Here is a 15,387-nt window from a genome sequence, read left to right on the forward strand (position 1 = left end):
GCGCTGGCGACCGGGACACAGGTCATGCCAGCATGCAGCCCTACGCCTCCATTCATCCTGGCCGGCGGAATTAAGGGCCGATTCAACGCTGGCGCCCGAAGCTGACTGCACACCCGTCCTCTGGGGGGACCCACCATGAAAATGCGCCTGATGCTTGCCGGTGGCCTGTTGCTGGCCCTGACCGGCTGCACCACCTACGACTATGTCGGCGGCGGCCGCAGCGGCAGCTACTACCACGGTGCGCCGTCGGTGGAATACCGCTACCCGGCCGGCTATCCCTACAACTACGGCCCCTACTACGGTGGCTATGGCGGCTACTACGGCGGCTACGGCAACCCGTATTACTCGCGCCCGATCTACCGTCCGCCGCACAACCACCGCCCGCCGCCGCGTCCGGGCAATGGCGGCGAGCACCGTCCGCCGCCGCCGTCGCGTCCGTCGTACAACGGGGGTTCGCCGTGGCGGAACATGGACTCCATGCGCCGCCCGCCGCAATCGAACGCCCAGCCGTCGGCGCCCCCGCCGCAGGCCCGTCCGGCACCGGCACCGAGTGCGCCGAGGATGAACGGTTCCCCCTGGCGCAACATGGATCGTGCGACGCAGCGCACAGTTGAGCGCTGAACCGTCTTGCATTTCACACGGTCCAAGCCGCAATCTACGCGGACAGTGACGGCCCGCGTCACAAAGTGACAAAAACGACACGGGCCGCCGCAAAAAGCTCTACGTCGATATCCGACAGGAACATCTGGATCCCCCCTGTTCCGGCCCTGTCGGATGTCGGCACCTCTGAAAACAGACGGCCCCGCAATGCGGGGCCGTTTGTTTTGTTGGGTCGCCAACCGGCGAGGGCCCCAGCGTCAGTAGCTCCACGCCATGCGTGGATGGCGCCTTCCCGACAACCGCAAAAAAACAGGGCCGGACAGTCCCCCGACTGCCGGCCCTCTGCTCCCCCACCGTGCGCCTGTACCGGCCCCTGTTCCAATTCCGGTCACGGGCGCCTACGGCGCCAGCCACGATGGGTGCTATTGGGTTATCTGCAAAAATCCTGCCAACTTTAGGGCTGATTTCGACGCCGGCCGGCCGGCACCGACGTCCCGGCCCCGAATGGCGCTAAAATCGCCACCCCGGCGCCGCCCCCGGTCCGCGCCCGCCCCCAACTGAACAGCCCCCCATGAACCCGTCCTTCCATCGTTACGACGTCATCGTCATCGGCGGTGGCCACGCCGGCACCGAAGCCGCGCTGGCCGCGGCCCGCACCGGCGTGCGCACCCTGCTGCTGACCCACAACATCGAAACGGTGGGTGCGATGAGCTGCAACCCGGCCATCGGCGGCATCGGCAAGGGCCACCTGGTCAAGGAGATCGACGCGCTGGGCGGTGCGATGGCGCATGCCGCCGACCGCGCCGGCATCCAGTGGCGCACGCTCAATGCCTCCAAGGGCCCGGCCGTGCGCGCCACCCGCTGCCAGGCCGACCGCAACCTGTACCGCATGGCGATCCGCGCCATCGTCGAGGGCCAGGCCAACCTGACCGTGTTCCAGGCCGCCGTGGACGACCTGGTCATCGAAGGCGACGCCGTGCGCGGGGTCATCACCCAGACCGGGCTGCGCTTCGATGCCGAGGCCGTGGTGCTGACCGCCGGCACCTTCCTGGCCGGCAAGATCCATGTCGGTCCGACCCAGTACGCCGCCGGCCGCATGGGCGACCCGCCGGCCACCACGCTGGCCGCGCGGCTGCGCGAGCGCCCGTTCCAGGTGGACCGCCTGAAGACCGGCACGCCGCCGCGCATCGATGGCCGCTCGCTGGACTACAGCGTGATGGACGAGCAGCCCGGCGATTCGCCGCGGCCGGTGATGTCCTTCCTCGGCTCGGTGGACGAGCATCCGCAGCAGGTCAGCTGCTGGATCACCCACACCACCGAACAGACCCACCAGATCATCCGCGACGCGCTGCACCGTTCGCCGCTGTACAGCGGCCAGATCGAAGGCATCGGCCCGCGATACTGCCCGTCCATCGAGGACAAGGTGGTGCGCTTCGCCGAGAAGGCCAGCCACCAGATCTTCGTCGAACCCGAAGGCCTGGGCATCGTCGAGATCTATCCCAACGGCATCTCCACCTCGCTGCCGTTCGACGTGCAGCTGGAGATGGTGCGCAGCATCCGTGGCTTCGAGAACGCACACATCACCCGCCCCGGCTACGCGATCGAGTACGACTTCTTCGACCCGCGCGGGCTGAAGGCCTCGCTGGAGACCAAGCTGGTCAACGGCCTGTACTTCGCCGGCCAGATCAACGGCACCACCGGCTATGAAGAAGCCGCCGCGCAGGGCCTGCTGGCCGGCCTCAACGCCGCACGCCAGGTGCGCGGGCTGGACGGCTGGTGCCCGCGTCGCGACGAGGCCTACCTGGGCGTGCTGGTCGATGACCTGATCACCCACGGCACCAACGAGCCGTACCGTATGTTCACCAGCCGCGCCGAGTACCGCCTGCAGCTGCGCGAGGACAATGCCGACCAGCGCCTGACCCCGACCGGCCGCGAAATGGGCCTGGTGGATGATCGCCGCTGGAGCGCGTTCGAGACCAAGCAGGCCGCCGTCGCTGCCGAGCGCGCACGCCTGGGTGCGCTGTGGGCGACCCCGGCCAATGCACTGGGCCGCGAAGTGAACGAGACGCTGGGCGTGGCGGTCAGTCGCGAGACCAACGTGCTGGACCTGATCAAGCGCCCCGAGCTGGATTACGCCAAGCTGATGCAGGTGCCCTCGCTGGGCCCGGCGGTGGCCGATGGCAAGGTTGCCGAGCAGGTGGAGATCGGCGTGAAGTACGCCGGCTACCTGGACCGCCAGCGCGAGGAGATCGAGCGCCAGCAGCGGCACGAAGCCACGCCGATCGCTGAAGCCTTCGATTACGCGACGGTGCGCGGGCTGTCGGCCGAAGCGCTGCAGAAGCTGGAGCGCGTACGCCCGCAGACCATCGGCCAGGCACAGCGCATTCCGGGCATGACCCCGGCAGCGATCTCGCTGCTGCTGGTGCACCTGGAGCGCGCACGCCGGGGACGCGTGGCATAACACGAGCGCGGTAGATGCCATCCACGCATGGCGTGGATCTACTGCAATGCTGCGCGCGATCCGCTGTTCCGCATACAGCATCGGCTACAACTACGAACCGTAGCGGGTAGTGCCGGCCGCTGGCCGGCAATCGCAGAACTCCAGACACGCCCATGAGGTTGCCGGCCAGCGGCCGGCACTACCCTGCGGTGCGCGCGCGGCGTGCAGACCACGCAGGTATCATCGTCGTGAACGCCCTGATTTCCGGAGACTTCGATGAACCCGCTGCGCCCCTTCCGCGACAAGATGCCCGTCCTCGGCGAACGCGTGTACATCGATCCGGCCTGCACCATCATCGGCGACGTGGAGCTGGCCGATGACGTGTCGGTATGGCCGGGCACGGTCATCCGCGGCGACGTCAACCATGTGCGCATCGGTGCACGCACCAACGTGCAGGACGGCACCATCATCCACGTCAGCCACCACAGCCCGTACAACAAGGCCGGCTACCCGACCCTGATCGGCGAAGGCGTGACCGTTGGCCACGGCTGCATCATCCATGCCTGCACGATCGGCGATTACAGCCTGATCGGCATGGGCGCCTGCATCCTCGATGGCGCCCGCGTGGAGCGCCATGGCTTCGTCGGCGCCGGTGCGGTGATCGGCCCCGGCAAGGTGGTGGGCGAAGGCGAGCTGTGGGTCGGCAACCCTGCACGACCGGCACGCACGCTCAGTGACAAGGAGATCGAGGCGCTGCATTACTCGGCCGACCACTACGTGCGGCTGAAGGACGAATACCGGGGCTGAGCCCCCGTCGCTGCCATGCGGCTCTGCTAAAGTCTTGGCCCGACCAGGACCTGTCGAGACCCCCATGCCTGTGGCTGCCCGCCGGAGAGGACTCCGGCGCCCACAACGAAGGCCATCGCGCTGATGGCCGCACCGATGCTCGATACCTACCGCGAGGTGGTGACGCCGGAGGGTGTGCCGCTGCAGTTGCCTGCCGCCGGCCCGGTACCGCGGGCGATGGCCTGGCTGGTCGATCTTGGCGTGCGCATCGCGGCACTGGTGCTGGTGTCCATTCCGCTGGCGCTGCTGGACAAGTTCGGCTCCGGCCTCTACCTGGTGCTGATGTTCCTGGTCTACTGGGCCTACCCGATCGTCTGCGAAGCGTTGTGGGGGCGCACGCTGGGCAAGCGTGCGCTGGGGCTGCGCGTGCTGTCCCGCGATGGCGCGCCGGTAGGCTGGATGGCGGCGATCACCCGCAACCTGCTGCGCACGGTGGACATGCTGCCGTTCGGCTATGCGCTGGGCCTGATCAGCAGCCTGTTCGATCCGCATGGCCGCCGCCTTGGCGACCTGGTGGCGGGCACCGTGGTGGTGCACGCACCCGCGCTGTACCTGCCACCGCCGCCGACCATCGACAGCGTGCTGGCCCCGCCGCAGCCGCTGCGACCAGAGGAACAGGCTGCGTTGATGGCCTTCGCCGAGCGCGCGCCACGGTTGTCGGCGGCGCGCCAGCAGGAGCTGGCCGGTATTGCCGAGCCACTGACCGGCACCCATGGCCAGGTCGGCGTGCTGCGCCTGTATGCGATGGCCAACTGGCTGCTGGGGCGGCGATGAAGCAGGAACAGTTCGTCGCCCGCTACCAGCAGGAATGGCAGGACCTGGAGCAGTGGCTGCTGCTGCGTGCCGGTGCCTCACGCCGCACGCGCCGCAAGGCCAGCGGCCTGGCACTGGACGACACCACCTTCCCGCAGCGCTACCGGCGGCTGTGCCAGCAACTGGCACTGGCCCGCGAACGCGGCTACAGCCCGCAGCTGGTGCAGCGCCTGCAGCAGCTCATGCAGCAGGGCCACAGCGTGCTGTACCGCACGCCGCCGACGCGCTGGCGGGGTGCCCTGGAGTTCCTGGTGGCCGATTTCCCGCTGCTGGTGCGCAGCCAGGCGCGCAGCATGTGGGTGGCGCTGGCGATGTTCGCGCTGCCGGCGGTGGCCTGCTTCGTGCTGGTGCAGGTCTATCCGGACCTGATCCACATGCTGATGGACAACCGCCAGATCGCCGAGATGGAGCGCATGTACGATCCCGCCGCCGAGCGCCTGGGGCGTGACAGCGGCACCGACTGGATGATGTTCGGCCACTACATCATGAACAACATCAGCATCGCCCTGCGCACCTTTGCCAGCGGGCTGCTGGCTGGGCTGGGCACGCTGCTGGTGCTGTTGTTCAACGGCGTGATCATCGGTTCGGTGGCCGGTCACCTGCAGCACATCGGCCATGGCGACCCGTTCTGGCGCTTCGTGGTCGGCCACGGTGCCTTCGAGCTGACCGCGATCGTGATCGCCGGCGGTGCCGGTCTGCAGCTGGGCATGAAGCTGCTGGCACCAGGCCGGCGCAGCCGCCTGGATGCACTGGTCGAAGGCGGCCGCATCGGCGCACGGCTGTGCCTCGGCGTCGCCTTCATGCTGCTGGTGGCCGCCTTCATCGAAGCCTTCTGGTCCTCGCTTGCCGAAGTACCGGCGTGGGGCAAGTTCAGCGTGGCCGGTGTGTTGTGGGCCGGCGTGCTGCTGTGGCTGTGGCGCGGCGGACGTGGGGGCGGCCATGCGCATTGACCGCCTGGACGTGGCGCTGCGCGCCCGCAGTGGCTGGGAAGCGATGGAGCTGGGCACCGCCCTGTCCCGCCGTCACGCGCGTGCGCTGTGGGGCAGCTGGCTGCTGGCCAGTGCACCGCTGTTCGTGATCTTCAACGCGCTGGGCTGGTGGCTGGATGCCTTCGGCTGGGCCTGGCTGGCGATGTGGTGGTGCAAGCCGCTGTTCGAACGCGCGCCGCTGTACGTGCTGTCGCGCGGCATTTTCGGTGAGCCGGTCGGCACGCTGGCCGCCCTGCGCGCGCAGCGCCACTGGGGCAACACCGGTTTCTGGGGCTACCTGGGCTGGCGTCGCTTCAGCGTGCTGCGCAGCCTGTGCCTGCCGGTGAACCTGCTGGAAGGCAACACACCGGGCCAGCGCGGCCCACGCCGTCGTGCGGTGGCAGCCGGCGCAGCGGGCGCGGCACTGGTACTGACGGTGACCTGCCTGGCGTTCGAAGCCGTGTTGGTATCCGGCGCGATCGGTGCGGTGTTCATGTTCATGCCACTGGAGCTGATGTCCGAATCGTGGCGTGCGGCGTGGGACATGATTGGCAAGGACACGCCCGCATGGGCACGGCTGGGCTTCAACCTGGCGTGCTGGCTGGCCTCGGTGCTGATCGGCCCGTTCTTCGTCGGTGCGGGCTTTGGCCTGTACCTGAACCGTCGAACGCAGATGGAAGCCTGGGACGTCGAAATCGCCCTGCGCCGCCTACGCGAGCGGCTGCTGCCGGCAGCATCGACGCTGGCGCTGCTGCTGTGGCTGGCACTGCCGCTGGTGTCCGCACCGGTGCATGCGCAGGACGCGCAGACGGTCGCGGAGCAGGCCGGCGATGCCGAAGAGGACGAAGACAGTGCAGAAGAACCGGCCACCGCGGCCAACGACCCCGCCAATACGCCGGCAATGATCTTCGGTACAGCGCCGGTGGACACCGCCGGTTTCCGTCAGGCAGTGAACCGCGCCTATGAAGACCCGCTGCAGCGCCCGACCCGCCAGGTGGCCCGCTGGAAGCCGATCGAGCAGGCCGAGGAAAAAAAGAAGGAAGACAAGCAGCTGCAGCGTGACACCAGCAGCAAAGGTGAACGCAAGGCGCGCAAGGACGGCATCGCCTGGCTGGCACGGCTGGCCGAATGGGGCCTGTGGGGCCTGCTCGGCATCCTGCTGCTGGTGCTGCTGCTGACCGCGCGGCTGTGGCTGCCGTGGCTGCGTGGCAGTGGCCGGCGCAAGGCCGACGCTGCACCGAAGGTGCTGGAGGAGCAGGTGGAGTTGCCGGTGGTGCTGCCGCCGGACGTGGCCACCCAGGCCGGCCTGCTCTGGGACCAGGGCCGGCCGCGGCAGGCGCTGGCCCTGCTGTACCGCGCCAGCGTGCGCACGGTGGGCGAGCGCAGCGGTATCGCGCTTCCACCCGGTGCCACCGAAGCGCAATGCCTGCGCGCATCGCGACGCATGCCCCAGGCCAGCGACCGTGACCTGTTCGCGCGCATCGTGCGCATGTGGCAGTACGCCGCCTACGGTGGCCGCCTGCCCAGCCGCGCCGATTTCGATGCGTTGGCCGATACCCTGCGCCAGCAGTACGGGTGGCAGGCATGAGTCCGCGCCTGTTCTGGTCGCTCCTGCTCGGTGCGCTGGTGCTGTTCGGCGTACCGCTGACCATCCTCTACCTGCGCACGCACGAGCGGGTGACCGAGACGATCCGGCTGCCGCCACAGGGCGAGGCCGCCTACAACCCGCTGTACGTGCTCGGCCAGGCCCTGCGCGCCGATGGCATCGACGTGCATTCGCGACCGCGGCTGGAGTTGCAGCAGATGACGCTGGGGCGCCACGACACGGTAGTGCTGCTGCAGGACAGCAGCGAACTGCCGCCGCCCATCGCCAGCGCACTGCTGGACTGGGTCGACGGGGGTGGCCACCTGCTGGTACGTACGCCGCCGCCGGCCGAGGACGATGCCGGCAGCACGCAGGGCCCCCTGCTGGACCGGCTGGGCGTGGACAGCCTGTTCCAGCGCAGCGACTGCCAGGCCTTCCATGTCGACGACGATCCGGGCCACGTCGAATTCTGTGGTGGCCGCCGCTTCACCCTTGGGTTTGCGGCCAGTGCGCAGGCCGAACGCCGCTGGGGCACTGATCGCGACCTGGTGTTCGCGCGCCTGCGCCACGGCCAGGGCAGAGTGAGCGTGCTGGCCGACATGGAGTTCATGCGCAGCGAAGTGGACTCACCGGCAGCGCGCCAGGCGTCGGCAGGTGGCGGGGCCAGCGACGGCCTGCACGACGCGTCGCATCGCGACCTGACCCGCTACCTGCTCGATCCGAACTATGGCAAGGGTGCGGTCTGGCTGGTCTATGCCAGCCGCCCGCCGTCGCTGTGGTCGCGCATGTTCTATCAGGGCTGGCCGTTGTGGGTGCCGTTGCTGCTGGCCTTGCTGGGCTGGCTGTGGGGCCGTTCACAGCGCTTCGGCAGCCTGCTGCCGTCGCCGGTGCTGGAACGTCGTTCACTGCTGGAGCACGTGCGTGCCAGTGGCGAACTGCTGCTGCGCTTCGGTCACGGCATACGCCTGTACGAGGCCGTGCTCGCCCTGTTCCTGCACCGCCTGCGCCTGCGCGCACCGATTGCCGCCGCACTGGATGGTGCGCCGCGCGATCAGGCCATCGCCGAGCTGCTGAAGTGGCCGCAGGGCCGCGTCGCCAGCGCACTCACGCCCCCACCGCCGCACGATTCCTCCGCCCTGCGCGAGCGCATCCGCTTGCTGCTCCAGATGAGATCCCTGCTATGACCGAAGTCCCCGAGCTGCCGGCGGCCGCCAACGCCCGCCTGATCGAACGCGTCGATGCCATCCGCGATGCCGTCGGCCACGCCTTCATCGGCCAGGCCGATGTGCTGGACCAGATCCTGGTGGCGCTGCTTGCCGGTGGTCACGTGCTGATCGAGGGCGTGCCCGGGCTGGGCAAGACCCTGCTGGTGCGCGCACTGGCACAGGCCCTGGAGCTGGATTACGGGCGTGTACAGTTCACCCCCGACCTGATGCCCAGCGACGTCAGTGGCCACGCGGTGTACGACCCGAAGAGCGAGAGCTTCAAGATCCGCCGCGGCCCGGTGTTCACCAACCTGCTGCTGGCCGACGAGATCAACCGTGCACCCGCCAAGACCCAGTCGGCGCTGCTGGAAGTGATGCAGGAAGGCCAGGTGACCATCGAAGGCAAGGCCTTCACCCTGGCGCCGCCGTTCATGGCGCTGGCCACGCAGAACCCGCTGGAGCAGGAAGGCACCTACCCGCTGCCGGAAGCACAGCTGGACCGCTTCCTGCTGAAGGTGCTGATCGACTACCCGCAGCTGGAGGACGAGAAGCGCATGGTGACCGCGATCACCAGCGGCCGCGCCGCCAGCGATTTCGACCTGAGCCAGGTGCCACGCGTGCTCGGTGCTGGTGAGCTGCTGGAACTGCAGCGCGCCACTGCGGCGATCACCGTCGACGACGAAGTGATCGACTACGCGGTGCGGATTGTGGCGGCCACAAGGCAGTGGCCGGGTATCGCGGTCGGCGCTGGCCCGCGTGGCAGCATCGCGCTGGTGCGTGCCTCGCGCGCGCAGGCGGTGCTGGCCGGTCGTGATTTCGTCACTCCGGATGATGTGCGCGACATCGCGCGCCCTGCGCTGCGCCATCGCATCGCGCTGGCACCGGAACTGCAGATCGAAGGCCAGGACGCCGACGACGTGCTGGGCGCACTGCTGGCCAAGGTGGAAGCGCCGCGTCGATGAGACCAGCACCGCTGCTGCTGTTGCTGCTGCTGGCCTGGGCCGCGCTGGGCGGCCTGGTGCTGGGCGGCGTGCTGCCGCGCTGGAGCTGGGCGCTGGCGGCGCTGGCGATTGCTGTGCCAGCGTTGATCGATCTGTGGCGGCAGACGCGGCGTCCGTCGCCGCAGGTGCAACGCGAGCTGCCCGAGGCGCTGGCACTGGGCGTGCGTCGCGAAGCCGCGCTGCGCCTGCAGGCCGGACAATCGATGACGGTGCAGGTGTTCGACCTGGTGCCCGGTGGCTGGCCGCTGGAATCACTGCCGCAGCGCGTGCGCCTGCAGGGCGGCAGTGCCTCCACCCTGCACTACCACCTGCAGCCGCTGCAGCGTGGGCACTTCCGCTTCGAAGGCGTGCACCTGCGCATGCGCTCGCCGTGGCGGCTGTGGTGGCAGCAACGCACGCTGCCGCCCGCACTGGACGTGCGGGTCTATCCGAACTTCGTGCCGCTCACCCGGTTTGCGTTGTTCAGTGCCGACCAGGCCTCGCGGCTGGTCGGTGCACACGTGAAGCGCCGCCGCGGTGAAGGCACCGACTTCCATCAGATGCGCGAGTACCGCATCGGCGACAGCCTGCGCCAGCTCGACTGGAAGGCCACCGCGCGTGCGCGCAAGCTGATCTCGCGCGAATACCAGGACGAGAAGAACCAGCAGCTGCTGCTGATGCTCGACAGCGGCCGGCGCATGCTGGCCAGCGAAGGCGGGCTCTCGCACTTCGACCATGCCTTGAACGCCTCGCTGGTGGTGGCTTACCTGGCGTTGCGCCAGGGCGACGCCGCCGGCCTGTTCGCCACCGGTGGCGAGCGCCGTTGGGTGGCGCCGCAGCGCGGCATGGGCACCGTCGAGCACCTGCTGCGCGCCAGCTACGACCTGCAGCCACGCGCGGTGGCCACCGACTACCTGGCCGCCGCCACCGAGGTGTCGCTGCGCCAGCGCCGGCGTGCGCTGGTGATGCTGGTCAGCAATGTGCGCGACGAAGACATCGAAGACCTGCTGGCGGCGGTGCGCCTGCTGCAGCAGCGCCACCTGGTATGCGTGGCCAGCCTGCGCGAGCGTGAGCTGGACGGTGTGCTGGACAGCGAAGTGCAGACACTGGAAGACGCCACCCAGGCCGGTGCAGCGGCGCTGTACCTGCAGCAGCGCGCGAAGGCGCATGAGGCGCTGCGCAGCGAGAAGGTGATGGTGCTGGACGTAACCGCCGATGCCCTGCCCGGTGCGCTGGTGGAACGCTACCTGGCGGTGAAGCGCGAAGGGCTGCTCTGATACCAGCGATCGCTCTGGTGGGGGCCAACAACGGTTGCCGGCCAGCGGCCGGCACTACCCCTGCAACAGCCGACGCATCGCTCTGGTAGGTGCCAACCTTGGTTGGCACAAACCCACAGCGCCGACCAGGGTCAGCATCTACCAACAGCGGTAGCCGGCCAGCGGCCGGCACTACCCCTGCAACAACCGACGCACCGCTCTGGTGGGTGCCAACCTTGGTTGGCACGAACCCACAGCGCCAACCAGGGTCGGCATCTACCAACGGCGATTGCCGGCCAGCGGCCGGCACTACCCCTGCAACAACCAACGCATCGCTCTGGTGGGTGCCAACCTTGGTTGGCACGGAATCAACGGCGCCGACCAAGGTCGGCATCTACCAACGGCGGTTGCCGGCCAGCGGCCGGCACTACCCCTGCAACAACCGACGCACCGCTCTGGTAGGTGCCAACCTTGGTTGGCACGGAATCAACGGCGCCGACCAAGGTCGGCCACTACCCACAGCGGTTGTTCTACGACCGGCGTCGGTTGCCCACGCCGGCCCGGTTGCGCCGTACCGTCATCAGACGTAGATCCGCGTCGGCGCTTCATCAACGATCGCGTGCGGCACGAAGCGCGCGCTGTCGCGGGTGATCGCGCTGTCGTCCTCGCGGATGCCGATGCCGCAGGCGTGGTCACCCACCACCCAGCTGCCGATCAGCGGGTAGCCGCCTTCGAAGCGGGTCAGCGGATGCGCACGCTGGATGATCGCCGGGCCGTCGTAGGGACCGTCGCTGCGTTGGGTGCTGCCATCGGCCAGGTGCATCTCGATGTTGGCGCCTTCGCGCGAGAACAGCGGCTTGCGCACCCAGCCCGACGCCAGCGTGCTGCCGTCATCGAAATGCGCTTCCAGCAGGTTCGGATGGCCCACGTTGCGCTGCCACAGCAGCGGCAGGATGCCCTTGTTGCTCAGCACCGCCTTCCACGCCGGTTCCAGCAGCTGCACGCCCGAGCCGGGCAACGCGCGGCCGAATTCCTCGGCCATCAGGTCTTCCAGCGGATACAGCTTGAACAGTGTGCCGATCACCGAATCGTCCAGCGCGGTGAAGCGGCCGTCCTCGGACAGGCCGATATCCTCGATGGCGATGGCCTGGCCATGCAGGCCGGCCTGCGACGCACAGTCGCGCAGGTACTCCACGGTGCCGCGGTCTTCTTCCGAACTGCCCACGGCGCTGAAGTACAGCGGCGGCGGCAGCTGCGTGGCCAGTTCGCCGAAGCGTTCGACCAGCGCTTCGTGGATCGCGTTGAACTGGTCGGCATGCTGCGGCAGGCGACCGGCATTGCGCTGGTCTTCCAGCCATTGCCACTGGAAGAAGCTGGCCTCGAACAGCGAGGTCGGCGTGTCGTAGTTCAACTCGTACAGCTTGGCCGGGCCGGTACCGTCGTAGGCCAGGTCCAGGCGACCGTACAGATGCGGCTGGCGCTGGCGCCAGCTGTCGGCGATCCAGTCGCGGTAATGCGACGGAATCGCCAGCTGGTCCATCAGGCGTTCGCTGCCGATGACATCGCCGACCAGGTCCAGCGCCATCTGGTGCAGCTCGGCGCTGGGGTCTTCGATGTCCTGCTCGATCTGGCGCAGGGTGAAAGCGTAATACGCGCTTTCATCCCAGTACGGCTGGCCGTCGATGGTATGGAAGCGGAAACCCGCCTCTTCCGCGCGTGCCCGCCACTGGGCACGCTCGGCAATCCGGATACGCTGCATGGGTCGATCAGCCGCCGTAGCTGCCGCTGGTGCTGCGGTGTGCGCTGGTGTTGCCGAAGCCACCACGGCTGGCGGTGACCGCACGGTTCGGTTCGCTGGTGACCGGCGCCAGGCCCGCCTTGCCGGCGCCGATGCCGCTGGCGGTGTTCAGGCCACCGGTACCGCCCGGTGCCGGACGCGCCCAACCAGCGCTCTTGTCCTGATAGGCCGGCGACGCCGCCGGCGCCTGCGGCGCGAGGCCGCCTCGGTTGCTCAGCATCTGCGACATGAAGAAGCCCATCATCATCGGGCCGATGAACGAGGTACCGGCCGAGGTGTGCTGCTGCACACACTGTTCCGGCTTGTAGTCCTTCTCGCAGGCTTCCTTGCTGGCGTACTTCGGCGCCGCATCGGCGGCCTGCTTCTGCGCTTCGGCGAACGCATTGCGGCACGACGACGGATCGCCGGTGGCCTCGGTGCAGGCCTCCACCGAGGTGTACAGGCCTTCCTGCACCTTCACCTCCGGCTCCTTCTGGCAGGCGGTGAACAGCAGCGGTGCGGCGCTCATCAGCAGCAGCGCGGTGGTGCGGGAACGTTTCATGGCCTCATGCCCTGTCGACGGATCAATGCCCCAATGATGCCAAATCCGGACCAGCAACCGGAATCGGCAAAGTCCGAAAGATGAACGGACTTTCATTTTCGTCGTTCCCCATCATCCACGCATGGCGTGGATACATCGTGTCGACCAAGGTCGACACCCACCAACAGCATTGGGAAAGTGTCGAAGGCGGGGTGGGTCCGGTTGCGGGGGCGTGAGCGCCATGGATGGCGCGACCGAGGCTACATGGACGTACTTGCGCCGTCCCCCGCAACCGGACCCACCCCGCCATCCCACGGATAGGCCAGCTGTTGCCGTTGCTTCGGCCGTTGCATTAGCACTTGCTTCGGCAGGTGCAGGGCGCAGCCCTGCCGAATCCTACCCGGTGGTTGCAGCAGCAACCGAAAAAATTGGCCATGATCGGCTGACCCCCACGTTGTACGGCCCGCCCGTTCCGCCAGCCATGCCTGAATACCGCTCCCGCACCTCCACTGCCGGCCGCAACATGGCCGGCGCCCGCGCCCTGTGGCGTGCCACCGGCATGAAGGACGGCGACTTCCACAAGCCGATCATCGCCATCGCCAACTCCTTCACCCAGTTCGTGCCCGGCCACGTGCACCTGAAGGACCTCGGCCAGCTGGTCGCGCGCGAGATCGAACAGGTCGGCGGCGTCGCCAAGGAATTCAACACCATCGCCGTGGACGACGGCATCGCGATGGGCCACGACGGCATGCTGTATTCGCTGCCCAGCCGCGAGATCATCGCCGATGCCGTGGAGTACATGGTCAACGCGCACTGCGCCGACGCGCTGGTGTGCATCAGCAACTGCGACAAGATCACCCCCGGCATGCTGATGGCCGCGCTGCGCCTCAACATCCCGGTGGTGTTCGTCTCCGGCGGGCCGATGGAAGCGGGCAAGACCAAGCTGTCCGAGCACAAGCTGGACCTGGTCGATGCGATGGTGGTGGCCGCCGATGACAGCGCCTCCGACGAGAAGGTCGCCGCGTTCGAGCGCAGCGCCTGCCCCACCTGCGGCTCCTGCTCGGGCATGTTCACCGCCAACTCGATGAACTGCCTGACCGAAGCGCTGGGCCTGTCGCTGCCGGGCAATGGCACCACGCTGGCCACCCATGCCGACCGCGAGGCGCTGTTCCGCCGCGCCGGCCGCCTGATCGTCGAACTCTGCCACCGCTGGTATGGCGGCGAAGACCCGAGCGCGCTGCCGCGCGGCATCGCCACCCAGGCCGCGTTCGCCAATGCGATGACCCTGGACATCGCCATGGGCGGTTCCACCAACACCATCCTGCATCTGCTGGCTGCCGCGCAGGAAGCGGAGGTCGACTTCGACCTGACCCACATCGACGCGCTGTCGCGGCGCGTACCGCAGCTGTGCAAGGTGGCGCCGAACACGCCGAAGTACCACATCGAGGACGTGCACCGCGCCGGCGGCGTGTTCGGCATCCTCGGTGAACTGGACCGCGCCGGCCTGCTCGAAACCACGGTGCCGACCGTGCACAGCGCCAGCCTGGCCGAAGCACTGGAACGCTGGGACGTGGTGCGCAGTGACAACGACACCCTGCATACCTTCTTCAAGGCTGGCCCGGCCGGCATCCCCACCCAGGAAGCCTTCAGCCAGGCCACGCGCTGGCCGACGCTGGACGTAGACCGCGCCGAGGGCTGCATCCGCTCGCTGCAGCACGCGTATTCGCTGGAAGGCGGGCTGGCCGTGCTGCGCGGCAACCTGGCCATCGATGGCTGCGTGGTGAAGACCGCCGGCGTGGACGAGTCGATCCATGTGTTCGAAGGCCCCGCGCGCGTCTACGAAAGCCAGGACGCCGCCGTCGCCGGCATCCTCGCCGACGAAGTGCAGCCGGGCGAGGTGGTGGTGATCCGCTACGAAGGCCCGAAAGGCGGCCCCGGCATGCAGGAGATGCTGTACCCGACCAGCTATCTGAAATCGAAGGGGCTGGGCAAGCAATGTGCGCTGCTCACCGATGGCCGCTTTTCCGGCGGAACCTCGGGCCTGTCGATTGGCCACGTCTCGCCGGAAGCCGCCAGCGGCGGTGTCATCGGCCTGGTGGAAAACAGCGACCGCATCCGCATCGACATCCCGGCCCGCCGCATCGACCTGCTGCTGGATGAGGCCACGCTGGCCCAGCGCCGCGCCGACGCCGATGCCCGCGGCTGGAAGCCGCGCGCACCCCGCCCGCGCAAGGTCACCAGCGCGCTGAAGGCTTACGCGCTGCTCGCCACCAGTGCCGACAAGGGCGCCGTACGCAACACCGCGCTGCTCGGCGATTGACCCCCGTGCGGTAGTGCCGGCCGCTGGCCGGCAGCCTCATCGATGTGGGCCATCGC

General features: G+C 68.5%; 12 protein-coding genes. 10 read left to right on the forward strand and 2 right to left on the reverse strand.

What is annotated here, in order from left to right; all coding sequences use genetic code 11:
* Positions 1–135: 135 nt before the first annotated feature.
* From ACZK3J_RS21455 to ACZK3J_RS21495, 9 genes are all read left to right on the forward strand, one after another.
* A complete protein-coding gene (locus ACZK3J_RS21455) occupies positions 136–621 on the forward strand; it encodes a hypothetical protein (protein WP_019337023.1) in 486 nt (161 codons plus the stop codon).
* A 550-nt stretch (positions 622–1,171) separates the two neighbouring features.
* Positions 1,172–3,061 carry a tRNA uridine-5-carboxymethylaminomethyl(34) synthesis enzyme MnmG gene (gene mnmG / locus ACZK3J_RS21460; protein ID WP_049461687.1) on the forward strand — a complete coding sequence of 630 codons (1,890 nt, stop codon included), beginning with the start codon at positions 1,172–1,174 and terminating at the stop codon, positions 3,059–3,061.
* Between the two features lie 255 nt (positions 3,062–3,316).
* Entirely contained in the window at positions 3,317–3,847 is a 531-nt protein-coding gene (locus ACZK3J_RS21465) for a gamma carbonic anhydrase family protein (protein WP_032129113.1), read from the forward strand.
* Between the two features lie 123 nt (positions 3,848–3,970).
* Complete coding sequence (locus ACZK3J_RS21470; RefSeq protein WP_049400866.1) at positions 3,971–4,660, forward strand: RDD family protein; 690 nt, start codon at positions 3,971–3,973, stop codon at positions 4,658–4,660.
* Positions 4,657–5,649 carry a stage II sporulation protein M gene (locus ACZK3J_RS21475; protein WP_032129115.1) on the forward strand — a complete coding sequence of 331 codons (993 nt, stop codon included), beginning with the start codon at positions 4,657–4,659 and terminating at the stop codon, positions 5,647–5,649. The genes ACZK3J_RS21470 and ACZK3J_RS21475 overlap by 4 nt, the downstream gene beginning before the upstream one ends.
* Complete coding sequence (locus ACZK3J_RS21480; RefSeq protein ID WP_277778701.1) at positions 5,639–7,255, forward strand: DUF4129 domain-containing protein; 1,617 nt, start codon at positions 5,639–5,641, stop codon at positions 7,253–7,255. The genes ACZK3J_RS21475 and ACZK3J_RS21480 overlap by 11 nt, the downstream gene beginning before the upstream one ends.
* Positions 7,252–8,436, forward strand: a complete 1,185-nt coding sequence (locus tag ACZK3J_RS21485) for a DUF4350 domain-containing protein (RefSeq protein WP_134952201.1) — start codon at positions 7,252–7,254, stop codon at positions 8,434–8,436. The genes ACZK3J_RS21480 and ACZK3J_RS21485 overlap by 4 nt, the downstream gene beginning before the upstream one ends.
* Positions 8,433–9,419, forward strand: a complete 987-nt coding sequence (locus tag ACZK3J_RS21490; protein WP_005411535.1) for an AAA family ATPase — start codon at positions 8,433–8,435, stop codon at positions 9,417–9,419. Before ACZK3J_RS21485 ends, ACZK3J_RS21490 begins: the two co-directional genes overlap by 4 nt.
* Positions 9,416–10,714, forward strand: coding sequence for a DUF58 domain-containing protein (locus ACZK3J_RS21495; RefSeq protein WP_478476231.1), 1,299 nt, complete (start codon positions 9,416–9,418; stop codon positions 10,712–10,714). Before ACZK3J_RS21490 ends, ACZK3J_RS21495 begins: the two co-directional genes overlap by 4 nt.
* A 559-nt stretch (positions 10,715–11,273) precedes the next feature.
* Here the strand turns inward: ACZK3J_RS21495 and ACZK3J_RS21500 are convergent.
* Together ACZK3J_RS21500 and ACZK3J_RS21505 are read right to left on the reverse strand one after the other, a co-directional pair.
* Positions 11,274–12,452 carry a glutathionylspermidine synthase family protein gene (locus tag ACZK3J_RS21500; protein ID WP_049400870.1) on the reverse strand — a complete coding sequence of 393 codons (1,179 nt, stop codon included), beginning with the start codon at positions 12,450–12,452 and terminating at the stop codon, positions 11,274–11,276.
* A gap of 7 nt (positions 12,453–12,459) precedes the next feature.
* Entirely contained in the window at positions 12,460–13,032 is a 573-nt protein-coding gene (locus tag ACZK3J_RS21505) for a DUF1190 domain-containing protein (RefSeq protein WP_478476232.1), read from the reverse strand.
* Positions 13,033–13,492: 460 nt separating this feature from the next.
* Between ACZK3J_RS21505 and ilvD the strand changes: the two genes are divergently transcribed.
* Entirely contained in the window at positions 13,493–15,331 is a 1,839-nt protein-coding gene (gene ilvD / locus ACZK3J_RS21510; protein WP_277778704.1) for a dihydroxy-acid dehydratase, read from the forward strand.
* Positions 15,332–15,387: the final 56 nt, after the last annotated feature.

Source organism: Stenotrophomonas sp. 86428_Sma (assembly GCF_056481585.1).